The 25,043-nt window shown below is 65.9% G+C and carries 21 protein-coding genes, 1 tRNA gene and 1 pseudogene; 16 read left to right on the top strand and 7 right to left on the bottom strand.

What is annotated here, in order from left to right:
* Nucleotides 1-11: 11 nt before the first annotated feature.
* The gene (locus tag E3O39_RS04610; RefSeq protein ID WP_166787249.1) at nucleotides 12-1,223 is read right to left on the bottom strand and encodes an AI-2E family transporter; all 1,212 of its coding nucleotides are present in this window, start codon (nucleotides 1,221-1,223) and stop codon (nucleotides 12-14) included.
* Between the two features lie 216 nt (nucleotides 1,224-1,439).
* On the opposite strand from E3O39_RS04610, the gene E3O39_RS04605 reads away from it, so the two are divergent.
* The 4 genes from E3O39_RS04605 (at nucleotide 1,440) to E3O39_RS04585 (ending at nucleotide 7,606) form a co-directional block, all read left to right on the top strand.
* Nucleotides 1,440-3,965 (top strand): ATP-dependent Clp protease ATP-binding subunit, encoded by a 2,526-nt coding sequence (locus E3O39_RS04605; protein ID WP_134446303.1) that lies wholly within the window; start codon nucleotides 1,440-1,442, stop codon nucleotides 3,963-3,965.
* Nucleotides 3,966-4,082: 117 nt separating this feature from the next.
* Nucleotides 4,083-4,595, top strand: a complete 513-nt coding sequence (locus E3O39_RS04600; RefSeq protein ID WP_134446389.1) for an amino-acid N-acetyltransferase — start codon at nucleotides 4,083-4,085, stop codon at nucleotides 4,593-4,595.
* A 69-nt stretch (nucleotides 4,596-4,664) separates the two neighbouring features.
* Nucleotides 4,665-5,294 (top strand): hypothetical protein, encoded by a 630-nt coding sequence (locus tag E3O39_RS04595; protein ID WP_134446304.1) that lies wholly within the window; start codon nucleotides 4,665-4,667, stop codon nucleotides 5,292-5,294.
* 680 nt (nucleotides 5,295-5,974) lie between these two features.
* The gene (locus E3O39_RS04585) at nucleotides 5,975-7,606 is read left to right on the top strand and encodes a diguanylate cyclase (protein ID WP_134446305.1); all 1,632 of its coding nucleotides are present in this window, start codon (nucleotides 5,975-5,977) and stop codon (nucleotides 7,604-7,606) included.
* A gap of 18 nt (nucleotides 7,607-7,624) precedes the next feature.
* Here the strand turns inward: E3O39_RS04585 and radA are convergent, their stop codons facing one another.
* Both radA and E3O39_RS04575 read right to left on the bottom strand, forming a co-directional pair.
* Complete coding sequence (gene radA, locus E3O39_RS04580) at nucleotides 7,625-8,992, bottom strand: DNA repair protein RadA (RefSeq protein WP_134446306.1); 1,368 nt, start codon at nucleotides 8,990-8,992, stop codon at nucleotides 7,625-7,627.
* A gap of 120 nt (nucleotides 8,993-9,112) precedes the next feature.
* Entirely contained in the window at nucleotides 9,113-9,913 is an 801-nt protein-coding gene (locus E3O39_RS04575) for an SGNH/GDSL hydrolase family protein (protein WP_241984969.1), read from the bottom strand.
* A 148-nt stretch (nucleotides 9,914-10,061) separates the two neighbouring features.
* Here E3O39_RS04575 and E3O39_RS04570 point away from each other — a divergent pair.
* From E3O39_RS04570 to E3O39_RS04560, 3 genes and pseudogenes are all read left to right on the top strand, one after another.
* Nucleotides 10,062-10,151 (top strand) — tRNA-Ser (locus E3O39_RS04570).
* A gap of 391 nt (nucleotides 10,152-10,542) precedes the next feature.
* Complete coding sequence (locus E3O39_RS04565; RefSeq protein ID WP_166787250.1) at nucleotides 10,543-11,004, top strand: SRPBCC domain-containing protein; 462 nt, start codon at nucleotides 10,543-10,545, stop codon at nucleotides 11,002-11,004.
* Nucleotides 11,005-11,446: 442 nt separating this feature from the next.
* A pseudogene (locus E3O39_RS04560) lies at nucleotides 11,447-11,602 on the top strand (transposase); the annotation flags it as partial.
* Nucleotides 11,603-11,623: 21 nt separating this feature from the next.
* Here the strand turns inward: E3O39_RS04560 and E3O39_RS04555 are convergent.
* Entirely contained in the window at nucleotides 11,624-12,454 is an 831-nt protein-coding gene (locus E3O39_RS04555; RefSeq protein ID WP_134446308.1) for an aldo/keto reductase, read from the bottom strand.
* A 422-nt stretch (nucleotides 12,455-12,876) separates the two neighbouring features.
* On the opposite strand from E3O39_RS04555, the gene E3O39_RS04550 reads away from it, so the two are divergent.
* From E3O39_RS04550 to E3O39_RS04525, 6 genes are all read left to right on the top strand, one after another.
* On the top strand, nucleotides 12,877-13,242 hold the full coding sequence (locus E3O39_RS04550) for a hypothetical protein (RefSeq protein WP_134446309.1): 366 nt from the start codon (nucleotides 12,877-12,879) through the stop codon (nucleotides 13,240-13,242).
* A gap of 398 nt (nucleotides 13,243-13,640) precedes the next feature.
* Nucleotides 13,641-14,324: a TetR/AcrR family transcriptional regulator gene (locus E3O39_RS04545; protein WP_134446310.1), complete on the top strand. Its 684-nt coding sequence runs from the start codon at nucleotides 13,641-13,643 to the stop codon at nucleotides 14,322-14,324.
* An 11-nt stretch (nucleotides 14,325-14,335) separates the two neighbouring features.
* On the top strand, nucleotides 14,336-16,099 hold the full coding sequence (locus E3O39_RS04540) for an oleate hydratase (protein ID WP_134446311.1): 1,764 nt from the start codon (nucleotides 14,336-14,338) through the stop codon (nucleotides 16,097-16,099).
* 240 nt (nucleotides 16,100-16,339) lie between these two features.
* Complete coding sequence (locus E3O39_RS04535; RefSeq protein WP_134446312.1) at nucleotides 16,340-17,530, top strand: CE1758 family FMN-dependent luciferase-like monooxygenase; 1,191 nt, start codon at nucleotides 16,340-16,342, stop codon at nucleotides 17,528-17,530.
* Entirely contained in the window at nucleotides 17,527-18,003 is a 477-nt protein-coding gene (locus E3O39_RS04530; RefSeq protein ID WP_241975547.1) for a MarR family winged helix-turn-helix transcriptional regulator, read from the top strand. Before E3O39_RS04535 ends, E3O39_RS04530 begins: the two co-directional genes overlap by 4 nt.
* Entirely contained in the window at nucleotides 18,000-18,722 is a 723-nt protein-coding gene (locus tag E3O39_RS04525; RefSeq protein ID WP_134446313.1) for a CE1759 family FMN reductase, read from the top strand. The genes E3O39_RS04530 and E3O39_RS04525 overlap by 4 nt, the downstream gene beginning before the upstream one ends.
* An 84-nt stretch (nucleotides 18,723-18,806) precedes the next feature.
* Here E3O39_RS04525 and E3O39_RS04520 read toward each other — a convergent pair whose 3' ends face one another.
* The 3 genes from E3O39_RS04520 to E3O39_RS04510 all read right to left on the bottom strand — a co-directional run bounded on the left by E3O39_RS04520 (nucleotide 18,807) and on the right by E3O39_RS04510 (nucleotide 22,799).
* Nucleotides 18,807-20,411 (bottom strand): M1 family metallopeptidase, encoded by a 1,605-nt coding sequence (locus E3O39_RS04520; protein ID WP_134446314.1) that lies wholly within the window; start codon nucleotides 20,409-20,411, stop codon nucleotides 18,807-18,809.
* Between the two features lie 133 nt (nucleotides 20,412-20,544).
* Nucleotides 20,545-21,831, bottom strand: a complete 1,287-nt coding sequence (locus tag E3O39_RS04515) for a DJ-1/PfpI family protein (protein ID WP_166787251.1) — start codon at nucleotides 21,829-21,831, stop codon at nucleotides 20,545-20,547.
* Nucleotides 21,832-21,854: 23 nt separating this feature from the next.
* Nucleotides 21,855-22,799 (bottom strand): alpha/beta fold hydrolase, encoded by a 945-nt coding sequence (locus tag E3O39_RS04510; protein ID WP_166787252.1) that lies wholly within the window; start codon nucleotides 22,797-22,799, stop codon nucleotides 21,855-21,857.
* 145 nt (nucleotides 22,800-22,944) lie between these two features.
* Here E3O39_RS04510 and E3O39_RS04505 point away from each other — a divergent pair, with 145 nt between their 5' ends.
* The 3 genes from E3O39_RS04505 to E3O39_RS04495 all read left to right on the top strand — a co-directional run bounded on the left by E3O39_RS04505 (nucleotide 22,945) and on the right by E3O39_RS04495 (nucleotide 25,041).
* Nucleotides 22,945-23,904 (top strand): GlxA family transcriptional regulator, encoded by a 960-nt coding sequence (locus tag E3O39_RS04505; RefSeq protein WP_198416937.1) that lies wholly within the window; start codon nucleotides 22,945-22,947, stop codon nucleotides 23,902-23,904.
* A 102-nt stretch (nucleotides 23,905-24,006) separates the two neighbouring features.
* Nucleotides 24,007-24,465: a hypothetical protein gene (locus tag E3O39_RS04500; RefSeq protein WP_134446317.1), complete on the top strand. Its 459-nt coding sequence runs from the start codon at nucleotides 24,007-24,009 to the stop codon at nucleotides 24,463-24,465.
* 3 nt (nucleotides 24,466-24,468) lie between these two features.
* Nucleotides 24,469-25,041: a TetR/AcrR family transcriptional regulator gene (locus E3O39_RS04495; RefSeq protein ID WP_134446318.1), complete on the top strand. Its 573-nt coding sequence runs from the start codon at nucleotides 24,469-24,471 to the stop codon at nucleotides 25,039-25,041.
* Nucleotides 25,042-25,043: the final 2 nt, after the last annotated feature.

The raw sequence follows: 25,043 nt of genomic DNA, 5'->3' as shown, positions 1-25,043 counted from the left end.
GGTCGGGAGGGTCAGCGGGCGCGGTCCTGCCGGGGCACGACGACGGTCTTGATGATCAGCAGGATCGAGGCCGTGACCGGGATCGCGATGAGCGCCCCGAGCATCCCGAGCAGTGCCCCGCCGGCGATCGCCCCGATCACCACGAGTGAGCCGGGCACGGCGATCGCCTTGTTCATCACCCGCGGGGTGAGCACGTAGGCCTCGATCTGCAGGTACACGAGGTAGTAGAGGCCGATCCAGAGTGCCGTCGCGGGGGAGGCGAGCAGGGCGACCGCGACCACGATCGCCGCGGCGAACACCGAGCCGATCAGCGGCACGAGCGCGAGCGCGAAGACCACGACCGCGAGCACCCCCGCGAACGGCACCCCGATGATCAGCATCGCCACGAGGCCGAGGCCCGAATTCAGGCACGAGAGCAGCAGCATCCCGTTCACATAGCCGCCGATCGAGCCGGTGATCTGCTCGGAGATGTCGATGAAGCCCGGCCGGCGCGGGCGTGGCACGAGCGCGTACAACGCCTTCTTCATCGGGTCGAGCGACGCGAGGAAGTACAGGCTCAGGATGAGCACGATCATCCCGCCGGTGATCCCGTTGATGAGGCCGACGCCGACCTTGACCAGGCCGGAGCCCACGAACAACCAGCTCGCCGGGTCGGTCGCGAGGGCGATGAGTCCCTCGAAGAGAGCGGGCAGGTCGATGATCCCGAGCTGGTCCGACAACAGGATGAACCAGTCCTGGTGCTCCAGGCCGACCAGGTAGCCGGGCGCCAGTTGGGCGAAGGTCACGACCTGCCGCACGACCACGGGAACGACGAGCAGTACGAGCAGCACGGCGATGACGGTGAGGGTCACGAACACGAGCCCGATGGCGAGCGGGCGGCGCAGGCCCCTGCCGACGAGCAGCCGCACCACGGGATCGAGGCCGAGGGCGATGAACAGGGCGGCGCCGATCGAGATCAGGATCGTCGAGAGCGACGCAAGCGCGACCCCGAGCACCACGGCAGAGAGCACCCCGAGCGCCCCGACGAATCCGGCGATGAAGGGCGATCGCAGCGTCGTGGCGACCGCGAGCGGCTCGTCCTGCCGAGCGGATGCCGCCACGCGGCCCCAGCGCACCCCCGGTGTCACGCGCGGCCGGGACGCCCGGCTCCGGGCATCCGCCTCATGCGGCCGGTTCTTCGTGAGACCGTTTTTCGCCCGGGCCGTGACCTGCGGATTGTCCACGCCGTCCATGCTGCTGCCTCTCGCCGCCGTCGACCCGGTGCGGCTGCCGCACGGACCCGATGATGAGGGTATTACCCACTCAAGCGACGCCGCAAGGATTGCCGGACGCAGACATCCGTCACGCCTGCGGCGAACAGAGGCGCGCTTTGGTTGCTTCCCTCGTTACTCTCGATGTATCGGCGCCACACCTGCCCCTGGTGCCAAGGGAGTGATCACATGTTTGAGAGATTTACCGACCGAGCTCGTCGTGTCGTCGTTTTGGCCCAGGAAGAGGCCAAGATGCTCAACCACAACTACATCGGCACCGAGCACATCCTGCTCGGGCTGATCCACGAGGGTGAAGGCGTCGCCGCCAAGGCCCTCGAGAGCCTGGGCATTTCGCTCGACGCCGTGCGCGAGCAGGTCCAGGACATCATCGGCCAGGGCCAGCAGCAGCCGACCGGGCACATCCCGTTCACGCCGCGCGCCAAGAAGGTGCTCGAGCTGAGCCTCCGTGAGGCCCTGCAGCTCGGCCACAACTACATCGGCACCGAGCACATCCTGCTCGGCCTCATCCGCGAGGGTGAAGGCGTCGCCGCCCAGGTGCTCGTCAAGCTCGGCGCTGACCTCAACCGGGTGCGCCAGCAGGTCATCCAGCTCCTGTCCGGCTACCAGGGCAAGGAGCAGGTCCAGGTCGGTGCCAACGAGACGGCGAGCGGACCGGCGGGCAGCCAGATTCTCGACCAGTTCGGCCGTAACCTCACCCAGGCCGCGCGCGAGAACAAGCTCGACCCCGTGATCGGTCGTGAGAAAGAGATCGAACGGGTCATGCAGATCCTGTCCCGGCGATCGAAGAACAACCCGGTCCTGATCGGTGAGCCCGGCGTCGGCAAGACCGCTGTCGTCGAGGGCCTCGCCCAGGCCATCGTCAAGGGTGATGTGCCCGAGACGCTCAAGGACAAGCAGCTCTACTCGCTCGACCTCGGCTCGCTCATCGCCGGAAGCCGCTACCGCGGTGACTTCGAGGAGCGCCTGAAGAAGGTCACCAAGGAGATCCGCACCCGCGGCGACATCATCATCTTCATCGACGAGATCCACACCCTCGTCGGTGCCGGTGCCGCTGAGGGCGCCATCGACGCGGCGTCGATCCTCAAGCCGCTCCTCGCCCGCGGTGAGCTGCAGACGATCGGTGCGACGACGATCGACGAGTACCGCAAGCACTTCGAGAAGGATGCCGCGCTCGAGCGCCGCTTCCAGCCGATCCAGGTCGCGGAGCCGTCCCTTCCCCACACCATCAACATCCTCAAGGGACTGCGCGACCGGTACGAGGCGCACCACAAGGTGTCCATCACCGACGGCGCCCTCGTGGCCGCGGCGAACCTCGCCGACCGCTACGTGTCCGACCGGTTCCTCCCGGACAAGGCCATCGACCTGATCGACGAGGCCGGCGCGCGCCTCCGCCTCTCGATCCTGTCGAGCCCGCCCGAGCTGCGCGAATTCGACGAGAAGATCGCCGTCGTCCGCGCCGCGAAGGAGACCGCGATCGAGGACCAGGACTTCGAGAAGGCCGCCGGTCTGCGCGACGAGGAGAAGAACCTCCTCGGCGAGCGACTGCGCCTCGAGAAGAAGTGGAAGTCCGGCGACGTCAAGACGACCGCCGTCGTCGACGAGGGCCTGATCGCCGAGGTGCTCGCCCAGGCGACCGGCATCCCGGTGTTCAAGCTCACCGAGGAGGAGTCCTCGCGGCTCGTCTTCATGGAGAAGGCCCTGCACCAGCGTGTCATCGGCCAGGAAGAGGCCATCTCGGCGCTCGCCAAGACCATTCGACGCACCCGTGCCGGACTCAAGGACCCGAAGCGCCCGAGCGGTTCGTTCATCTTCGCCGGCCCCACCGGCGTCGGCAAGACCGAGCTCGCCAAGGCGCTCGCCGAGTTCCTCTTCGACGACGAGGCCGCCATGATCTCGCTCGACATGAGCGAGTACGGCGAGAAGCACACCGTGTCGCGCCTGTTCGGTGCGCCTCCCGGGTTCGTCGGCTTCGAAGAGGGCGGCCAGCTCACCGAGAAGGTGCGTCGCAAGCCGTTCTCCGTTGTGCTGTTCGACGAGATCGAGAAGGCCCACCCGGACATCTTCAACTCCCTCCTCCAGATCCTGGAAGAGGGCCGGTTGACGGATGGCCAGGGTCGCGTGATCGACTTCAAGAACACCGTGATCATCATGACCACGAACCTCGGCACCAAGGACATCAGCAGCTCGCCCGTCGGCTTCCAGCTCTCGGGCGACACGACGACCGGCTACGAGCGGATGAGCGGCAAGGTGAAGGAGGAGCTCAAGAAGCACTTCAAGCCCGAGTTCCTCAACCGCGTCGACGAGGTCATCGTCTTCCCGCAGCTGACCAAGCCGGAACTGCTCCAGATCGTGGACCTGTTCATCAAGCGCCTCAGCGACCGCCTGCTCGACCGCGACATGACCGTCGAACTGACGATCCCCGCGAAGGAGCACCTGATCGAGGTCGGCTTCGACCCCGCTCTCGGCGCCCGGCCGCTGCGCCGTGCGATCCAGCGCGAGGTGGAGGACCGTCTCTCCGAGAAGATCCTGCAGGGCGAGCTCAACGCGGGTGACCACGTGCACGTCGACTTCCTCGCCGGCGAGTACGTGTTCACCACGACGGCGCGTGCCACGCCCGTGTCCATCGGCGTGAACGCCTCGGCCGCGCTCGGCACCGGGTCGGGCACGCCCGACCTCGCGGTCGCAACGGACTAAGCACCCGACGCACGACAACCTGGAGGGGCCAGGCGGCTACATCCGCCTGGCCCCTCCTGCGTGCCCGTGCTCAATAGACTGGGTGTGACGCACACGAGCACGGGCGAGAGGGCTGGCATGCAGGAGCAGGAGTATTCGGTACGCCGGGCGCGCACGAGCGACGTCCCGCGCATCCAGACCCTGGTGGCGCCGCTCGTCCAGGAGCGCATCCTGCTCGGCAAGGAAAGCGTCGTCTTCTACGAGGCCGTCCAGGAGTTCCGCGTGGTCGAAGACACCGCAGGCGAACTCATCGGCGTCGGTGCCCTGCATGTGATGTGGGAGGACCTCGGCGAGGTGCGCACCCTCGCTGTTACTGCCGACTGGCTCGGCCGCGGCGTCGGCCACGCTCTGCTCGCCCGCCTCGAAGCGGATGCCCGCGAGCTCGGCCTCTCCCGACTGTTCTGCCTCACGTTCGAGGTGCCCTTCTTCACCCGGCACGGATTCACCGACATGGGCTCGGAGACCGTCGACCCGCTCGTCTACGCCGAACTCGTCCGCTCCCACGATGAGGGCGTCGCCGAATTCCTCGACCTGGCCAGGGTGAAGCCCAACACGCTCGGCAACACCAGAATGGTGAAGCGGCTCGGCTGAGGCCGGGAATCCGCGCCGACACGCAGCGCCTTCCCGCGGCTGCCGGGCAAAGCTCGTTAGCCTTGGGGCATGTCGACGATCAAACATCCGGTCGGCCCCCAGTCAAGCAAGGTCTACTGGCGCCGCCGCCTCATCGTGGGTCTTGGCCTGCTCTTCGTGATAGTCATCATCGTGCTGATCGTGGTGCGCCCGGGATCCGGCGGTGGCCAGCCGGCCCCGACCCCCACGCCGACCACGACCGCCGGCGCTGACGCCCCCGCTCCCGCCGCCGCTGCTGCGGACGCCGCCCCCGCCGCCTGCGACCCGGCCGCCGTCACCGTCGAAGCGCTGACCGACGCCGTCACGTACCAGCCCGGCCAGAAGCCCGAACTCTCCCTCAGCATCACGAACACGGGCACCGTCCCCTGCGTGATCAACGCCGGCACCTCGAAACAGGTCTTCACGATCTCGAGCGGCCAGGACATCTACTGGACCTCGACGGACTGCCAGAGTGCGGCCGCCGACGCCGACGTCACCCTGCAACCGGGCGTTCCGGTGAGCTCGACAACACCGATCGCCTGGGACCGGGTCCGCTCCAACGCCGCCACCTGCGACGAGTCCACCCGCACCGCCGCGCCGGCCGGGGGAGCCTCCTATCATCTCGCCGTCTCCGTCGACGGCATCGCATCGGCGACACCCAAGCAGTTCATCCTCGACTGAACGATTGCCCGTACCGCACGTCAGCCCAGAGCGGAATAGTCCGCTCCGGTGCCCAGCCGGTGCGGACGGAATGATTGAATGGGTGGCGTGACTGACCCGACTGACCCGACTGACCCGACTGACATGACGCCGCCGACCCCACCGACCCGCTCCGTGGCCCTTGCTACCGCCCTCGCCGCCCAGGACGTAGCAGCCGTCGCATACGCCCTCCGCAACGACGTCGTGATCGTGCCGCAGCTCGTCGTCAACGGGCAGGGCGAGCAGGTTCGCGTCTTCGGCCGCGAAGGCACCGACAAGCGGATGCTGCTGCTCTTCTCCTCCGCCGAGAATTACGTCCGCATGGTGCCCGATGAAGTGGACCCCCAGGTCATGGTCGGCAACGCCCAGTGGCTGCGCGACTTCCTCACCGTGCATCGGAACGTGCTTGAGATGGTCTTCTTCGACATCGCCGGCCNCCTGACGACCTGATGGCGGCGCTCGGCACCCTCCCGGAAACCGATTCCAGCGACGACGCCTGAGTCGGCACCCCCCCCCATCGGCGGCATCCTGCGGCGTCCATTCGCCGGTGTCCGGGCTGGGCGCTAGGCTGAGCCTCGACAGTGTTCCTCCCTCTCTCGGAGAGGGTTCCCGGTGGGGAGATTGAAGGCCGGGAACACACGCCTGTCGGGGAGCAGGCCACGATGAACGCACCGCCGAATGAATCGATCGAGGCGAGACTCGCGCGCGTCGAGCGCCTCTTCTGGATCGACCGCGACGAGGCCAACCAGGCCGCCAGGGACTGGCTGATCGAGCTGCGCGTCGTCGACATCGATGGCGCGAACGGTGAGTTCGTCGACTACAGCAGCGTCGAGACCGGCCTCGGCAGGGGAGCCGTCGCGCGGCGCCTCCGCGTGCTCCTGGCCAACATCAGCCGCACCCGCGGAGATCCGAGCCGCAGCGCGGCCGAGGTGCAACAGATCCTTGCCTGGGCCGAGCGGCACGGCGAAGTCGCCCTGCAGTCCCGCTGTCACGACGTGCTCGGCTCGGTGTTCGAGATGGTCGGTGACCCCGCCCTCGCCCTCGAGCACGCCGTTCTCGTCAACGATCTGATCGACGAGAGCGAGGTGCCGCTGATGCGGGCCGCAGCCCGACTCTGCCTGGCCGACGCCCTTGGATCGGCCGGATCCTTCGACGAGTCGCGGCGCCGCTACAACGAGGCCCTGCGGCTCGTCATCGACGACACCGACACCAACATCCGCTACATGATCCTGAACAACCTCGCGTACACCGAGTATCTCGCCCACAACCACGTGGCCGCGCTCGAGACCGTCGAGCAGCTGCTCGCACTGTCCACGGCGAACTCCCGCCCGATCGGCATGTACGCGCGCGACACGATCGCCAGGGTCTACCTGACCGCGGGGCGGCTCGACGAAGCCGAGCGGATGCTGCTTCCGGCCATCGAAACCGCGAACGACGACCCCAACCCCGATGCGGTCTCGGCAGCACTGGTCACCCTCGCCGAGGTCTACCGGATCCAGGGACGGCTCGACGCGGCGCAGCGGGTGATCGACCAGTGCGCCACCCTCGCCGCCGGTCACGGCCTCGTCCGCTGGCTCACGGAAGTCGCCCGCGAACAGGCCGAGGCCTACGCCGCGAACCTCGACTACCGCCGGGCCTTCGAGGCCTACCGGAGCTATCACGCCCAGTCGGTCGCGCTCGGCGCGAGCGAGAACGAATCCCGCGGGCGGATCCTCGAGGCCATGTTCCAGACCGCGGAATCGCGGCGCGAGAGCGAACGCTACCGTGAACTCGCCGAGCGCGACCCGCTCACGAGCCTGCACAATCGCCGCTTCGTGGACGAACACCTGAGCGTCGCGGCGATCCGGTCCGGCGAGGGCGGGCCGTGCTTCGCCATCGCGATGATCGACATCGACCACTTCAAGCGCATCAACGACGCCCTGTCCCACGCGGTCGGCGACGAGGTGTTGCGCATGCTCGGCGAGATCCTGAAGCGCGCAGCCAACCGGGTCGCCGGCGGGATCGCCGCCCGCCTCGGCGGAGAGGAATTCCTGCTGATCCTGCCCGGCGCTGACGCGGCAGAGGCCCGGGAACGCTTCGAGGAGGCCCGCAGCGACATCGCCGACTACGACTGGACCCCGATCACCGCCGGGCTGCCCGTCACCGCGAGCATCGGGGTTGCTCTCGCCCCCGAGGACGGCGTCCAGGCTTCCGACCTCCTCCGAGCCGCGGACGTGCGGCTGTACGTCGCCAAACGCGACGGCCGCAACCGGGTCGTGCACACCGCAACCGTTCAGGCCTCGGTGTCGCGCTAGCCCGCCCGGCGCCCGTGCCTACCGGAACGCCGCGTCGAGCTCCGCGTCCCGTGCCGAGACAGGCTCCCGCAGCGCGAGGATGATCGCAGAGTCGAGCCGCCCGGCACCGGAGTCGATCCGGGTCACGAACCCGAGCCGAGCCGCCTCACTCGCACGCTGTTTGGCCGACGACACCGGCCGCACCTCGCCGGCGAGGCTGATCTCGCCGAACGCCACGACGTCATGCCCGATCGGCTTGTTCCGCGACGCGGAGGCGATCGCGAGCGCGATGGCGAGATCGGCGCCGGGTTCGGTCAGACGGATGCCGCCTACGGTCGACACGTAGACATCCGACGCCCCGAGGCCCTTCACCTCAGCCCTCTGCTCGAGCACGGCGATGATCATGGCGACACGCGATGAGTCCACGCCGTTGGTCACCCGGCGCGGGTTAGGGGCCGAGCTCGGCATGACGAGTGCCTGCACCTCGACCGGCATCGCCCTCCGTCCCTCGAGGGCGACCGTGACGCAGGTGCCGGGCACCAGGACGCCGCCGCGGGTGAGGAACAGGCCGCTCGGATCGGGAACCTCGGAGATGCCCTCGCCGGTCATCTCGAAGCAGCCGACCTCGTCGGTCGGCCCGAAACGGTTCTTGAGCGCTCGCACGAAGCGCAACGCGGTCTGCCGATCGCCCTCGAACTGGCAGACGACGTCCACGAGGTGCTCGAGCAGGCGGGGGCCGGCGATCGACCCGTCCTTGGTGACGTGCCCGACCAGGAGGATCGGCAGGTTGCGGTCCTTGGCGACCCGGATGAGAGTGGATGCGACCTCGCGCACCTGGCTCGGCTGGCCGGGAAGCCCGTCGGAGAGACCGCTCGCGACGGTCTGCACGGAGTCGATGATGACGAGGCTCGGCTGCACCGCGTCGATCTGGCCGAGGATGGTCGCGAGGTCGGTTTCGGCGGCGATGAACAGCTCGCGCTGCAAGGCCCCGGTGCGCTCGGCGCGCAGGCGCACCTGGCTCACCGATTCCTCGGCGCTCACGTAGAGCACCCGGGACTTGGCTGCCGCTGCCTTCGAGGCGACCTCGAGCAGCAGCGTTGACTTACCCACGCCGGGCTCGCCGCTCAGCAGGATGACCGAACCGGGAACGATGCCGCCGCCGAGCACCCGGTCGAACTCGCCGATGCCGGTCGGCCAGTGCGAGACCGCGGTGGTGTCCACGTGCGTGATCGGACGCGCAATGCCGGACCCGATCACGGCGACAGGCTTGACGGCGCGGGTGAGGCTCGCCTTCTCCGTCATGTCGACCACGGTGCCCCACTGCTGGCACTCGCCGCAGCGCCCGGCCCACTTCAGGGTGGTCCAGCCACACTCGGTGCAGCGGAAGGAGGAAACGGGTCTGGCCATGCTTGCGAGCCTAGCTTCGGCCACCGACACCCGGGCAATCGGCCGCGTGCCCACGCCGGTTGAAGCTCGAGCGCACGCCCTGGCCGAAGTCCGCGCGCCCACCCGGCCGGTCGGGCGCGCCTACCCCTCGCGCAGGTCGGCGAACTCCTCGGCGTCCTCGGGAACGAGCAGAGCGATGTCCTCGCTCAACGCCGGGAGGAATGCTTCGGCCCAGACCCGGTAGCCGCGGTCGTTCGGGTGGAACAGGTCGTTGGCCACGTGGGTGGCGACGCTGCGCAGCCCCGGCCGCTTCGTCGTCGCATGCAGGGGCACAACGGTGAGCCCGTACTCGGTGGCGACCGTCCGCAGTATCCGGTTCCCGACGGCCACGATCCGTTCGTTGTGCGGCAGGTGGAAGCACGGCAGGTCGGCCACGAGGGCGTGTGGTGGTAACGCAGCGAAGATCGCGCGGATCCCTGATTCGAACACCGCAGCATCCCACACCGCCACGTTGTTCGCACCGATCGCGACCGTGACGATGTCGGGGGAGAGTTCCGAGAGGAGCGGCAGCTGGTCGCGAACGGCAAGCTCGACGGTCGCTCCCGAGACGCTCAGGTTGGCGACGCGCACCGTGCGACCGGTGGCCAGGCGGATGTGATCGGCGAGCAACCCGACGTAGCTGCGCCGCGGTTCGCTTGCCCCGATCCCCTGCGCGGCGCTGTCGCCGATGGCCACGTAGAGCAGCTCGCCCGGCTCCCGGCCATGCTCCCGCCACCACTGGGCGTGCGCGGGGAGGGTCTCGTTGAGTACCCGGGCGTTGCCTTGGCGCCATTCCCGGAATCCGCGCGCCCGAACGACGGCGGCAGCGGTCATTCCGGTAGCTGTGGTGACGGCGCCGAGGGCGACCAGGAGCGCGCGAAGGTTCGGTTTGACGTTAGACACGGGGGGAGCGTACCGCCGGTTTCTGGGTGCCGGCTTTCTGCTTCCTGTGTTCGCGTGTCGCGGTTTCCAGTGAAGCGGATGCCGCCCGCGAGCCCCGAATATCGGCTTGATTCGCGCAGACCCCTGTTTCTCACGTACAATCTCCCTCGGTACCGTGTCCGAGCGGCCGAAGGTGCAACTCTCGAAAAGTTGTGTGGGGGAGACTCCACCGTGGGTTCAAATCCCACCGGTACCGCCACAGGGTTGCTCCTGGAACTGCGTGATTCTGTTCCAAGAAATGGTCCCAAAACGAATGGCCTCCGAGGTTTTGGAGGCCATTCGTCGTTTCCGAGGTGGGCTGGGCGCTGATTCGCTCTCGTGGCGGCCGGTGAGTGCGGGTTTGATGAGAACGCGCGGCCACGGATGCCTGAGCGGCCGGTCTTTTGCGCTCGCTACTTGATTCCCCGAGTTCCGGAGATCCCCACGGAGGGAACTCTGATGAGTTGCAGCTCGCGTTCACGCGGTTCTCCCGCCCGTGAACCGATACGCAATCATGGGTACGCTCGATGAGGTGCGTTTGCAGAACTCAGTGACGTGCCGCTCGGCGGCCAATGTCCCGTCGCGCTGGGCTCGAACGTGAAGGAAACACCGTGTCCGATCAAGCAAGAATCAAGGGCCACACTGTGACCCGCACCGTTCGCATCGAGGCTTCGCGCGCGAGCGTCTGGAAGGCGCTGACCGACCCCGAGGTAATGGTCAAGTGGTTCGGAGACGGTGTGGCGTTCGCAGCGCTCGAGCCCGGTGCTACCGGCAGCATCGACTGGGATGACTACGGCAGCTTCCCGATCGAAATCACCGAGGTGGTGCCCGACAGCGCGTTCAGCTTCCGGTGGTCGGGAATCCCTGCCGAAAAGCTCGACGAGTACTCGACGCACGTGCGCTTCACCATCGCCGATGCGGGGACCGGGACGGATGTCACGGTGATCGAATCGGGCTTCGACACACTCCCCGGCGGAACCCTCTACCGTCGCGAACGTCTTGAGCAGAACCGAGAGGGCTGGGACGTCGAACTCGACGAGCTCGCAAACCTACTCGAGGGCGTCACCCAGTAGTCCACGATTACGGGGGAGTCGCTTGACGAGTTGCCCACGTTGCTCGGTCGGTAGAGGATTATTTGGCAGAGCACAGAGGATGTGCCAGAAAACACCGCGAATCTGCCTAGTCATTCAGCAGTCTGTGGGTTGTAGGAACAACCCGCCACAGTCAAACCCTCTGAATCCCTTGGAAACGCTGGGAAGCAGGGTTTTTCACTGCCCGGAAATGCTCCGAAATGGCCCCGTGCCCATATTTTGCTCGTTACTTTGTTTGGGTGCCATCAGGTGGGAGCCTGGTGGTGGTGGTGGCCTGCTGTGTCTGGCATGACTAATCTGCTCTGTCATCACTGATCGAATGTGTGTCGCCGCCAGGCACGGGTGGCAGTGTGTGATCGCTTGTAAGGACTAAATCCGGGCCTGTCGCGAGGTCGCCGTAACGTGGCCGTCGAGGCTTACCGCTATTGGTCAGGCCGCCCGCACACTCCCGCACGCGTTGCGGTCCGTTCAACTCGCCGATGAGAAAATCGCCGAGCTGTCGCTTCTCTGTGGCTTCGATGATGATCTGGCCACGCAGGTGAACGCAACCGTGAACCGGGTCCGCGGCCTCCTGACCCAGTCGATGTTGGCTCGACCGGCGCTAGTGGCCCTCAAAGTCAGAGTCAACTCCAGCGCCCTGACTTCCGTCCAGCGCTGAAATTGCGGCTACTTCAGCGAACTCAAGAACGAATTCGAAGACGTCTAGATTTTGCTGCAGCCGTCCAACATTGGCGGATTTCGGGATTGCGATTAGGCCGAGTTCAACATGCCACCGGAGCACGATTTGTGCGGTGGTCTTGTGATACTTTTCCGCCAGAGCCACAATGACGGATTCGGCGAGGAGCGAATTTCCTTGCCCGAGTGGGCTCCACGACGTTGTTGCGATCCCGTGGGTCGCATCATATCTGCGCTCTTCTATTCGGGCGATGTAGGGGTTGAGCTGGATCTGGTTCACCGCTGGGATGACATCAGTTTCCTGACGCAGACGCTCCAGGTGGCTCGCCTTGAAATTCGATACGCCGATGGAACGTGCTAATCCGGAAGCCATGATGTGCTCAAACGTCTTCCACGTCGAGACAAACAGGTCTTCTTCGGGACATGGCCAGTGGATGAGCAATAGGTCCACGTAGTCGGTACCGAGGCGACCAAGCGAATCAGAAATCCCTCTGAGGGCTCGATCGTCGCCCTGATACGTTCCGTCGAGTTTGGTCGTGATGAATAGTTGGTCGCGAGGAAGACCGCAGCTGCGCACGCCATCTCCAACTCCGGTCTCATTGCCGTACTTGAACGCGGTGTCGATGTGCCGATAGCCCAGCTCAACCGCAGCAACGATAACGGGAACGACAGACTCGTCGGTGAGGGGCCAGGTTCCGAGACCCAACTGCGGAATCGTGTGACCGCTGCTGAGCGTCAACAACGGCGCTGTCACGATGCAACCTCCCCTATCTCAATAGTCCTGACGGTATGAGTTCGGTGAGCCAGACGGTGGTGCGCGGTCCTAGCCGAGCAATGGATTGGATTCTCGGGTAAGGCAAGACCTTCGTCGCGATGGTCGAACGATTGTGCCAGCGAACTCGTTTCAATGGCGTCCATGGTTGCTCCTGTCCTGTCCTGGTCAGATCTCGCCGAAGCGGGGGTCGAGTTCCCACTCATCATCGGCAGTGCACGCCCGCATTCACCACGAGGATTTGTTGTCTCACGGACGACTACACCGACGTCACCGGTTACTACTCCACGCATTTTCCTCAACCACAGCCCCCGTTCGTGCGTGAAGCCCCCTCCCACTTTCGGCGAGGGGGAAAGCACTACCTGATTACATCCGGGACGACCGGGTATTACCCGAATCCCTCGGAGGTGGCCGTTGCCCCGAGCTACCACGGGCCGTACTCGATTCTTGGCGATCCGCACCCGTCTGATGAGAGTCACACTTCGTTTCACGCCCAGATTTCGTCAGTCTTCAAGCATTCGGGGAAGAAGGATCTCTACATCGCGCTCGGAGACCGTTGGCTCCCGGGCTACCTGGACGACAGCTCGCGCGCGGTCACCGAATTCACGAAGCACTTCGCTCCTGGAAACGACGGCGACAAGCCAATGGACGAGTTTGCCATGGTCGATACCGCCATCGCCGATTACGTCTGGCTTCCGCTTCGATTCGAAGGCGAGAAGGCCTTCATCGACTGGCGGGATGAATGGAGCGTCGACGAGTTTGAGGACATGTAGTCGGAACGCGGTCTTCTCGTGCGGTCACGCGTGAAGCGTGTGTCGCTCGAATCGCGCAACCGATCGCGTCCACATCTGTCGTGACCGCCACAGTCAAACCCCCTGAATCCCTTGTAGCAACTGGGAATCAGGGGGTTTTTATTGCCTGGATTCGGGGTTTGCCCACATCTGAAGCCTTCTTTGCCTGATTGAGCGCGATTCCCTCATTCACATGAGGCGACGAGTTAAAGCCCACTCGGCCACCCTGATCACCCCCCTCGCGGTGTGCGAGTGCGGGGGCCGGGGAGCGTCTCGCGCCGGCTTCAGTGGGCGACGTCGGGGCGCTGGGGGTCCGGCGCGGAGTTGCGCCCGCGCATAAATGAGCGTAGTCATTAATGAGTCAACTCATTGGAGGCGTCATGGTCGGTCTGCCGGAGTACACGGACGCGAAACGTACCCCTTTCCGAGGCCGCCGCGAACGAAGCATGCAGGACAAGCAGTTGCGGATCTTCGCGGCCGCAGCCGCTCTCTTCGCCGAGCGCGGGTTCGACGCGGTGGGGACGCAGGAGATCGCCGAACGCGCCGACGTGGCTGTCGGCACGGTGTTCCGGTACGCCTCGTCCAAGGCTGAGCTGCTGCTCATGGTCTACAACGGCGAACTGCGCGATGCGATCAACACCGGCGTGCGGGCCGCGGCCGTGGCCGCAGACCCGGTCGAATCGGTGAACGCGCTCGTCCAGGCCGTGCTGGAGAGCTCGGCGTGCAACCCTGCCACCGTCGTCGCCTACCAGCGCGAGCTGCTGTTCGGTTCGGCCACCGACGAGCACCGGACCGCGGGCCTCGCGCTCGTCGGCGAGCTCGAGGACGCGATCGCGTCCCGCCTCGCTACGGCGGTCCGGTCAGCCGGGGTCGATGGCGAGCCGGTCCTGCGCGAGGGACAGCGCGCCGCCCGCACAGTCTTCGCGGCGCTGTCGCTCCTGCTCGCTGGGCCGTCCACGGGCGCGCATCCCGGAGCGGACCCCGTCGAAGAGCTTCGAGGGCAGGTCACGCAGATCGTGCGCGGCTTCCTCGCCACGTTGCCATCAACCATCGAAACATACTAAGGAGACTGACTATGTATTACAGCAGCGGCACTATGGAGGCGTTCGCGCGTCCCCGCAAGCCTGAAGGGGTCGAGAACAAGACCGCGTGGTTCGTCGGCGCCGGCCTGGCGTCGATGGCCTCGGCGGCGTTCATGATCCGCGACGGACAGATGGACGGGTCGAAGATCACCATCCTCGAACGGCTGAAGCTGCCCGGCGGGGCTCTGGACGGGATCGATGAGCCCAAGAAGGGCTTCGTGATCCGCGGCGGCCGTGAGGTGGACGACCACTACGAGTGCCTGTGGGACCTGTACCGGTCGATCCCCTCGATCGAGGTCGACGGCGCTTCTGTGCTCGACGAGTTCTACTGGCTGAACAAGGACGACCCGAACTTCTCGCTGCAGCGGGCCACCGTCGATCAGGGTCAGGATGCCGGCACCGGCACCCTCTTCACTCTCTCGAAGCAAGCGCAGAAGGAGCTCATCGGGCTCTTCCTGGCTACCCGTGAGTCCCTGGAGAACAAGCGGATCAACGAGGTCTTCGGCGAGGAGTTCTTCGCCAGCAACTTCTGGATGTACTGGCGCACCATGTTCGCCTTCGAGGAGTGGCACTCTGCGCTGGAGATGAAGCTGTACGTGCACCGCTTCATCCACCACATCGGCGGCATGCCGGACTTCGCCAACGTGCGGTTCTTCAAGTACAACCAGTACGAGTCGATGGTGCTGCCGCTGTACCGATGGCTGCTCGACCAGGGAGTGACGTTCCAGTTCGACACCGAGGTCACCGACATCGACTTCGCGATCACGGCCGACCGAAAGCAGGCCACCGCGATCCACTGGATCCGCGAGGGTGTCGTCGGTGGCGTCGAGCTCGGCGAGAACGACCTGGTGCTCGCCACCATCGGCTCTCTCACCGAGAACTCCGACAACGGCGACCAGCACACCGCGGCGAAGCTCGACGAGGGACCGGCCCCGGCCTGGGACCTCTGGCGGCGGTTGGCCGCCAAGGACCCGTCATTCGGGCACCCGGACGTGTTCGGCGCACACATCCAGGAGAGCAAGTGGCAGTCGGCCACCGTCACCACGCTCGACACGCGCATCCCCGCCTACATCGAGAAGATCGCCAAGCGTTCGCCGTTCGGCGGCAAGACCGTCACCGGAGGGATCGTCACGGCCCAGGACTCCGCCTGGCTGCTCAGCTGGACAGTCAACCGCCAGCCGCACTTCAAGAAGCAACCCGAGGACCAGATCGTGGTCTGGGTGTACTCGCTGTTGGTCGACGTCCCCGGCGACTACGTGAAGAAGTCGATGCAGGAGTGCACCGGCGAGGAGATCACCCAGGAGTGGCTTTACCACATGGGTGTCCCCGTGGCCGACATCCCCGAGCTCGCGGCGAATGGTGCCACCTGCGTGCCGGTGATGATGCCCTACGTCACGGCGTTCTTCATGCCCCGGCAGGCGGGTGACCGGCCCGACGTGGTCCCGGCCGGCGCCGTCAACTTCGCGTTCCTCGGCCAGTTCGCCGAGACACCCTCCCGGGACACGATCTTCACCATCGAGTACTCGGTGCGCACCGCGATGGAGGCGACCTACCAACTGCTCGGCATCGACAGAGGCGTGCCGGAGGTCTTCAACTCCACCTACGACGTGCGTACGCTGCTCGCCGCCGCCAGCCTGCTGCGTGACGGTAAGGAGATCGAGGTGCCCGGCCCAGCCATGGTCCGTGATCTGCTGATGAAGCAGATCAAGAACACCGAGATCGGCGAGCTGCTGAAGGAGTACGGCCTGCTGACCTGACCGAGCCGGCGAACCATGCGCGGGGCCCGGGACACGACGTCCCGGGCCCCGTCGCGTTGGCCGATCTGGGGCTCATTGACGAGCACGAGTTCGTTGTTCAGCCGGTCCGTGCGCACCCAAGATACACAACTGGGAATGTATTTGGCGGATGAGCGGTTACAGTCATCGTTACGCAGAACATACATAACCAGTCATGCAGTCAAGCCGCTCGGCTCCCCGGGCAGAGGAAAGGAACCGACGATGCAGTTCGGCATCTTCGCGGTCAGCGATATCACCCAGGATCCCACCACCGGATACACGCCCAGCGAGGCCGAGCGCATCGATGCGTCGGTGAAGATCGCCGTCAAGGCTGAGGAAGTCGGCCTCGACGTCTTCGCGATGGGCGAGCACCACAACGCCCCGTTCTTCTCCTCATCGCCCGTGACCCTGCTCGCTCACATCGCGGCGCTCACCCACCGGATCATCCTGTCGACGTCGACGACCCTGATCACGACCAACGACCCGGTGCGCATCGCCGAGGAATACGCGATGGCCCAGCATCTGGCCAAGGGCCGTCTGGACATCACCCTCGGCCGCGGCAACACCGTCCCCGTCTACCCGTGGTTCGGCAAGGACATTCGTCAGGGATTGCCGCTTGCCCTGGAAAACTACAACCTGTTGCACCGCCTGTGGTCCGAGGACGTCGTCGACTGGGAGGGAACGTTCCGCACTCCGCTCCAGGGATTCACCTCGACCCCGCGGCCTCTGGATGACGTGGCCCCGTTCGTCTGGCACGGCTCCATTCGCACCCCCGAGATCGCGGAGCAGGCGGCGTACTACGGCAATGGCTTCTTCGCGAACAACCTGTTCGCGCCCAACGGCCATTTCAAGCCGCTCGTCGACTTCTACCGCAAGCGCTTCGCCCACTACGGCCACGGCACGGAGGAACAGGCCATCGTCGGTCTCGGCGGTCAGGCCTTCATCGCCCACCGCTCCCAGGACGCCTTCGACGCCTACCGTCCCTACTTCAACAGCGCTCCCGTCTACGATCACAGCAACTCCCTCGAGCAGTGGGCCGAGGCTTCACCGCTCAGTGTCGGCAGCCCGCAGCAGATCATCGACAAGACGCTCGAGTTCCGTGACATGTTCGGCGACTACCAGCGCCAGTTGTGGCTGATGGACCACGCCGGGCTCCCGTTGGGGATGGTGCTCGACCAGCTCGAACTCCTCGGTTCCGAAGTCGTCCCCGTGCTCCGCAAGGAAATGGCCGCACGCCGGTCTCCCGGCGCCGCAGAGGCGCCCACCCACGAGAGCCGGGTCCGGGCGAAGTACGGCGATGCCGAACCGCGCCAGCCCCGCCCGAACGCCAACCGCGGCGACAACGTCACCGGCACGTCGCCCTACCAGGACAGCGACCCCGAGCGTCCCGCCAACTACCCTGTGCTGCTGTGAGCAGCGAGACCCGGTTGGCCAACGAAGCCTGGGAAGCGATGTTTCGGGCCCAGGTGGCGCTCCTCCGCACATTCGGCGCAGACGACGTCTGGATCGAGGTCTCCCAGAACGAATACGACGTGCTCTATACCCTGTCCAAGTCGGCCAACGGGATGAGCATGGTCGAGATCAACCGCGGCATCCTGATGACCCAGGCCGGCATCTCCCGCCTCGTCGCCCGACTCGAGACACGCGGACTTCTCGAACGCTGCGCGGACGATCACGATCGCCGGGCCGTCCGGATGATCCTCACACCCGAAGGCGCCCGCATTCAGAAAGTCGTCGGCCGTCGCCACGCGTCGGCCATCACATCAACCATGACCCGAGCCCTCAGCCGCGAGCAGCTGGAGCAGCTGCGCGACATCTCGCGCACGATCACGTCCGTGATCCACCCCACGCACACCGACCACGAAAGCCCGCGAATCCACGCATGAGCACCACAGCCCAGAACCTCTCCGATACCCCTGATGAGCCGCGGCGCATCGTCATCGTCAACGCAGGCACCAGCGACCCTTCCTCGTCACGGATGCTCGCAGATCGGATTGCGCAGAAGACCATCGATCAACTTGGTGCCCAGGGCATCCCGGCATCGGTCAGGCTGATCGATCTCGGCCCACTCGCCGGGGAGGTCGCGCACGCCATCGTGTCCGGGTTTCCCGAGGGCAAGCTCCTCGACGCCGTGCACCAGCTCGCCGCTGCCGACGGAGTGATCGTGGCCACGCCTGTCTACAAGGCCGGGATGAGTGGCCTGCTCAAGTCGTTCGTTGACATCCTCGACAACGACCTCCTGATCGCCAAGCCCCTCGTGCTCTCCGCAACAGCGGGCACGGCGCGCCACGCCCTCGTCATCGACGACCAGCTGCGCTCCCTGTTCGCGTTCATGCGATCGCTCACGACGCCGACCTCGGTCTTCGCAGCACCGGAGGACTGGGCAGACCCCTCTCTGCTCGGCAGGATCGAACGGGCGGCGAACGAACTGTCCGCCATGATCGCGACCGGCATCAGCGCCGCCATCACCGGCAAGATCTGGGACAAGTATCAGCATTCCTTCGGCAGCAATGCCCGCCCCGATGGAGCTGCTGCCGAGTTCAATTTCGACACCGACCTGATGCGCCTCGCGACCGGCGGCAGCTCAATCGCGGCACGCAGCTGACGGCGTGCGCCCGTGACGCGCGCCGAGAGCACTACGCGGCACCGGCGCACGGATAGGGTCAGGGCGAGGAATCACTCTCGTTGGTCAACGAGCGTCTTTGTGACCATTCTTGAGGTCGGATGCGGCGGGCCCCTGGTACGCGTTGTTCGGGCCCGCCGAGGGCTCTGCCTGCAGTTGCGCCGTTGCCGGGCGGACGCCTTGACGCAGCCACTCGTTGAAGAAGGTGGTGAGCGATTGGCCTGACGTCTTCTCCATCACGGCTTCGAAGTCTGCCGTGGTCGCCGTGGAGCCCTTGTACCGGTTCAACCACAAGCGGGCGCCCGCGAAGAACGCCTTGTCGCCGACCTTCGCGCGCAACGCCTGCAGTGCGGCCGCTCCCCGCAGGTACACCGGTGCCGCGAAGAGTTCGTCGCGACCGGGGTCTGCGATGTTGAGCGTCCAGCCGTTGTTCGCGTCCAGGTATGACACCGCGTCGGCAAACTGCGCAGGAATCGTTGCGGTGCCTTGATGTTCAGCCCACAGCCATTCGATGTAGGTGGCCCAGCCTTCGTTGAGCCAGATGTCCTTCCAATCGGAGGGCGTCACCGAATCGCCGAACCATTGGTGTCCGAGTTCATGGACCACTGTGGATTCGTCCGCGACCTGTGAGTAGACGGGCCGGGTTTGAGTCTCCAGGGCGTAGTCGACTGAATCGTCGTCGACAATCGCGCCGAACGACTCGAACGGGTACCGCCCGAACGTGCCCTCGAGGAAGGCGATCATCTGGGGCTGAAGCGCGAGTGACGCCTTCGTCTCCGCGAGGCCCGGGCCCGTTACGCCGGTGTCGATGGCATTGACGATCGGGAGTCCGTGTGGGCCCTTATCGGTGGCCAGGGTGAAGTCGCCGACCGTTGCCGTCGACAGGTAGCTGGACATCGGGTCCGTAGCTTCCCACGACCAGGTGGTCCACCCGGCTTTGGTCCGTGGCCGGCCGTCGGTCAGACCATTCGCAATGGCCGTCTTTCCGGCCGGCACCGTGATGTGGAACGAATACGTGGCCTTGTCTTGAGGGTCGTCGTTCACGGGATACCAGGTCGAGGCTCCATCGGGCTCGTTGACCACCATCGCGCCATCCGCAGTCGTGACCCACCCATAGAGGGCCCCGGTCGTGTCGAGCGGACGCCCCGTGCTTCCCCCGTACTCGACGATGATCGTTGTGGACTGTCCCTCCCTGAGCTTCGGCAGCAGACCGACGGTGAGCTCCCAGTACCGATTCGCGTCGTCCTGCTTCTGTGACCACTCGGCGCTGCCGGTGCCCGGCGATTTCCCGTGCGCCGCCGCCTTGCCGTCCACGCGGACCGACGTGACGTCGAGACCGCGCAAATCGAAGTTGAGCGACTGCAGGTTCTGCTTCGCGCGGAGTGTGATGGTCGCGACGCCACTGAGCTTTCCCACGAGTGCAGCGGGGTCCGTCGGCGGCGCATAGCGCAGGGCGAGGTCGTAGTGCAGCACGTCGTAGCCGCCGTTGCCGTCGTAAGGAAAGTACGGGTCGCCGCTCCCGGGAGCCCCGGCCGTGTAGGCGACGCCGTCTGTGCTTGCTGTGCCCGGGTGCGTACTGAGGGCCGCAGCGCTTCCCGCCCCGATGGAAGTGAGTGCCAGCACGGACAGCCCCGCGACGGCGGCGGTGTGGAGCCTTCTGAATGACTGCACGGAACATCTCCTTTGATGGACGGACCAGCGGCGCTCACGTGTCAACCTACTTCGGTCGCGCACAAGCGGCTAGCGTGATTCACCGGAATGGCCGGTCGCTCCGGCTGTGCATCGTCAGGCGCGCTGTGGAATATCAGGCGAGAGCCCTCCTGCGGCGTCGGACGAAGCCGAGGATGATGGCGGGCAGCATTCCGACGCCGAGCGCAAGCAGGAGGCCGAGAACCAGTAGCAGGGAAGTGCGTGCTTGCGCGATCAGCGGTGCCCTCTCCTGTCTGACCCGATCGAGGGGGTACTCGATCATCTTGGACACGGACTGGACGACCGACGAACTGCTGCTCCTCGACAGTTGTTCGAAGGCGGCGTCGAAGCCCTGCGGGCTTCCTGGTGCACCGAGTTCGCCGGCAACCACCGTGCTCGTCGCGCCATCGAGAACCGAGGTCTTCACGACGAGGCCGTGCTTGGTCGTGACGAACCCTTTCGCCGACAGGGCGGAGGTGGTGGCACCTTGCGAGTAGCCATAGACCTCGAAGAGTGCAGCAGCATCGATCTCCTCGACGCCGTCTTTCAGCTCGACGGCAACCCTCGGTCGCCCCCACGGGAAGGCCGTGTTCATGAGGAAGGCAGCGTCTTCGAACCCAAAATTCTTGACGGGCATCTCCGTCGGGCCACCCAATTTCCAGCCTGGGTAGCCGATGGATTCGCCGACCCGGTTGGCTTCCGTGTCACCTGCCATGTCGGCGATGACTTTGAGAGAGCCGGGGATGCCGGAGGTCACGCCACCGGTAGTGGTCACGCGGCCGTCCTGGACGTAGCGCTGTCCGGTGACCCAGGAAACTTCGGGGTTCGAAGTCCTGAGCGCGGCGATTCGGGACCAATGGGACGTCGCGCGAAGCCCATCGAGGACTCCGGAGGCGGCGAGCAGCCGGGAGCCCGCACAAATTCCGAGGATGCGGGCGCCCGCGTTGTACTGGTTGACGATGAACTCGCGCGCCGCGGCCTCCTCGGGCCCGGCAGGACTATTCACGGCCGGCACCACGACCAGGTCAGGCGTGGGTGCGGCACCCGCCGCCACCTCGCCAAAAGTGTGGGTCGGCACGACCCATATACCGCCGTCGACGACCGCCGGGGCGGCGGAGGCGGCAATCGTGTAGACGAAGAAGTCGGGTGAACTGGCCAGAACGTCATAGGGCGCGAGAACGTCGGCAGTGTCGGATCCGGACCGGCCGAGAACGACCGCAACGACGAACTGACCAGGGAGCGGCACGGCGCCAGGCCCAGGGGGTGGCGCCCCGATGCTTGCCGCGGAGGCCGTCTCAGCGCCCGATTGGGACAACCCGGTGACCGCGATGGCCGCGAAGGCGGTGATAGTGAGGGTGGTGGCGAGTGTGATGCTGCCGATTCGGCGGGCGATTCGTGACACGACGATCTCCTGGTGAGCGGGGGTTAGCGGCTGAGGTGGGAAAGGAACTCGGAGATGATCCGGGCAAGCGCCGGGGACTGTGTCCAATGCAAGTAGTGGCTTCCTTCGAGCACGGTGATTTCGTGTGTGGTGACGTTCTCGAGTTCGGCCTCGTGGTTCGGCAACCACTGGGGCATCGTCCGAACGCTGTCGCTCGAGAGGATCTCGAGCACCGGCAGGTCCGTGGCGAACGGCTGCATCGCGGCTTTGGTCGAGTTGGCGCCGATGCGGCTCCATTCGTCGGAGACCGACGCGTTGCCGTAGTTCCAGTTGGTCATCACGGCGATGCGGTGCCGCTCCTCCGCCGTATAGGCAGACCCTGGAGGCTGAACCAGGTCGGGGGCGATCGTCGTGACGAGGCGGAAGAGCCCGGTCGCGGCCTGCATGCTCTCGACGGTCGAGGGTGCACCCTCATCAAGAGACGACGACAGGGCGGGGGTGGGGTCGACGCCAACGATCGCCATCACCTCGTCCGGGTAGGCGTTCGCGTAGAAGCGGGCGTAGATGCCGCCGACTGAATGGCCGACCAGGATCACCGGCTCATCTACCCGAAGCTTGGCCAGGACCTCGTGCAGCTCGCGGGTGATGTTCTCGACGGTGCGATCGCTGACGTTGAGGTCGCTGTAGCCGTAGCCGAAGCCCTCGACCACGATGACGTTGAACGCGTTCAGCTGGCGGATGAGCGGGGCGAAGTCGATTGCCGGTGCCGGCGTCCCATACCCGCTGAGGAGCACCATCGTCGGCCCGGTCCCGCCGTTGCGGTAGACATTGATGTCGCCGGCGTCGATGGCGACCTTTTCCCCATACGGCACGAGGTCGGCGTGTTCCGAGGTATTGAGTGCCCCATTGACGGTCGTCGAGACGGCCGTGAGAGCCAGGACGACAGCGAGGCCGATGCCGGCGGCGCGTGCGATTCTGGGGAAGTTCATGTCAGGCTCCATTCGGATTCGGGAGGTAGGGGAGTCGCGGATTCGCCGCGCCCACGTCGTGTTTGTGGGTATGACTTCACGGTAGGGTTCGGTTGTCGGCCCACCTAGGACACGCTGTTGACGATCTCGGCCACGGAGGAAGACAGTGAGCGAACCACGCATCGTGATCGTCGGGTTCCCGTCCGTGCAGATCCTCGACGTGACCGGGCCTCTTGAGGTGTTTTCCACCGCCTCACGATTCCTGCCGATCGCTCGGTACGCCACGGAACTCGTGAGTACCGATGGCGGGCCGGTGCTATCGACGAGCGGCCTCGAATTCGCGACGGGACCGATCGATGCAGTGGCCGGAAACATCGACACTCTCGTGGTCGCCGGAGGCCGGGACATGGAGGAAGCCGCAGGTGATCCGAGGCTGGTCGACAGCATCCGGCGGCTGGCGTTGGTCTCGCGGCGGGTCGCATCCGTGTGCTCAGGCGCGTTTCTGCTCGGTGCCGCGGGCCTTCTGGACGGTCGCCGCGCGACCACCCACTGGGCCGAGTGCGAGGTGCTTGGGCGGGCCTACCCGGAGGTCACGGTCGACCCCGATGCCATCTATGTGCAGGACGGCAACGTCTGGACCTCGGCCGGCGTCACGGCCGGAATCGACCTGGCCTTGGCGTTGGTTGCCGACGACCATGGCCGCAAGGCCGCTGCGACCGTAGCGCGGCGCCTTGTCGTGTACCTCCGCCGCTCGGGCGGCCAGGCGCAGTTCTCAGCGCTGCTGGCCGCACAATCCGCGAACGACGAGCCCATCCGTGACGTGTTGGCCTGGCTCCCTGACAACCTCACCGCCGATCTCTCCATCTCCGGTATGGCTACTCGCGCCCACCTCTCGGAGCGCCAGTTCAGTCGTGTGTTCAAGTCCGAGGTAGGCGTCACGCCGGCCGAGCATGTCGAGGCGGTACGGATGGAGGCAGCGTGCAGCCTTCTCGAGACGACGACGCTGACAGTGGAGGAGATCGCGCGAGCATGCGGATTCGGCACCCCTGAAACCATGAATCGAGCGTTCCGGCGCCGCCTCAACATCACCCCCACCAACCATCGAGATCACTTCGGGTCAGACTGACCGTGCCAGGTCGCTTACGTTGACCGAGTGGTCATTGACCGCGCGATCAATGTAGAGTCGGAGCATCGCTTCTCCCTGGCCTCTCCCGACGAAAGCCGCAGCATGAACCTTCTCGCACCTCAGAAAAAGCGCACGACCGTGCTTCGCACCATCTTCAGGATGACGCTGGGAGCCTTCCTCCTGCTCGCGGGCATCAGCCATCTCACCGTGAACCGGGAGGCCTTCCTCGCCCAGGTGCCCACCTGGCTGCCGATCGCAGGGGACTTCGTCGTCCTGGCTTCTGGCGTCGTCGAGATCGTCCTCGGCGCTTCCCTGCTGGCCCTCGGCCGGTACCGGGTGCAGGTCGGTTGGATCGTAGCGGCGTTCTTCGTCGTCATCTTCCCGGGAAACATCTCGCAGCTAACGACGCACACCGATTCCTTCGGGCTGAACACCGATCTCGAGCGCAGCGTCCGGCTGCTGTTCCAGCCCGTGCTGGTGTTGTGGGCGCTCTGGTCCTCTGGCGCCTGGCTCGCGTTGCGTCGGTATCGCGCCTCCCGGCGCACCGGGGAAGACGCCTGATCGATGGGCGGCCCCAAGAAGCCCGAACAGGAGCGCTGCGACGCGATCCTTGCCGCGGCGTATGAGATCGCCCTCGCCGAGGGTCTCGATGCCGTCACCGCACGTCGGGTGGCCACCGCGGCCGGCATCTCGACGGGCCTCGTGTTCTTCCACTTCCAGTCGAAAGACGGTCTGCTGGAGGCGTTGCTCGGCGTGCTGCTCGACGGCACGCTCGACGCCCTGTCCGACTCCGGCCTGGCCCGGCTGGAGCCGTGGGACCGCCTGGAGCGGATGATCCGGGTCGAGCTGGAGCGACTGGTGGAGTACCACGATGCGGTCGAACTGATCTTCGCTTTCTACTTCTCCCGACGTGACGACTTGTTCCGCGCCCGCATCGAATCAAGCTTCGGACGCTACCTCGCGGCGTTCTCGCCGGTCTGTCGTGAGGTCGCCGCCGGGACCCGTATCCAGGGTGACGAGCTCGCGGCGACGGTGGTCGCCCTGGTCCAGGGTGCCTCGATCCAGGCGATCCGCAACCCGGAGACCTTCAACCCGGAGTCGATCCTCGCGACGCTCCGCGCGGTGCGCCCGGCCTGATC

The organism is Cryobacterium sp. MDB2-A-1, assembly GCF_004402675.1.
GTDB lineage: Bacteria > Actinomycetota > Actinomycetes > Actinomycetales > Microbacteriaceae > Cryobacterium > Cryobacterium glucosi.
The sequence above is the reverse complement of the archived record's forward strand: the minus strand, read 5'-3'. Positions and strand labels throughout refer to the sequence as shown.

Bases quoted from the DNA above. Each gene is read 5' to 3' on its own strand.
- radA (WP_134446306.1), bottom strand. From the start codon at position 8,992: ATGGCCAGACCCGTTTCCTCCTTCCGCTGCACCGAGTGTGGCTGGACC.
- E3O39_RS04545 (WP_134446310.1), top strand. From the start codon at position 13,641: ATGGTCGGTCTGCCGGAGTACACGGACGCGAAACGTACCCCTTTCCGA.
- E3O39_RS04500 (WP_134446317.1), top strand. From the start codon at position 24,007: ATGAACCTTCTCGCACCTCAGAAAAAGCGCACGACCGTGCTTCGCACC.
- E3O39_RS04535 (WP_134446312.1), top strand. From the start codon at position 16,340: ATGCAGTTCGGCATCTTCGCGGTCAGCGATATCACCCAGGATCCCACC.
- E3O39_RS04540 (WP_134446311.1), top strand. From the start codon at position 14,336: ATGTATTACAGCAGCGGCACTATGGAGGCGTTCGCGCGTCCCCGCAAG.
- E3O39_RS04510 (WP_166787252.1), bottom strand. From the start codon at position 22,799: ATGAACTTCCCCAGAATCGCACGCGCCGCCGGCATCGGCCTCGCTGTC.
- E3O39_RS04495 (WP_134446318.1), top strand. From the start codon at position 24,469: ATGGGCGGCCCCAAGAAGCCCGAACAGGAGCGCTGCGACGCGATCCTT.
- E3O39_RS04595 (WP_134446304.1), top strand. From the start codon at position 4,665: ATGTCGACGATCAAACATCCGGTCGGCCCCCAGTCAAGCAAGGTCTAC.
- E3O39_RS04525 (WP_134446313.1), top strand. From the start codon at position 18,000: ATGAGCACCACAGCCCAGAACCTCTCCGATACCCCTGATGAGCCGCGG.
- E3O39_RS04605 (WP_134446303.1), top strand. From the start codon at position 1,440: ATGTTTGAGAGATTTACCGACCGAGCTCGTCGTGTCGTCGTTTTGGCC.
- E3O39_RS04585 (WP_134446305.1), top strand. From the start codon at position 5,975: ATGAACGCACCGCCGAATGAATCGATCGAGGCGAGACTCGCGCGCGTC.
- E3O39_RS04600 (WP_134446389.1), top strand. From the start codon at position 4,083: ATGCAGGAGCAGGAGTATTCGGTACGCCGGGCGCGCACGAGCGACGTC.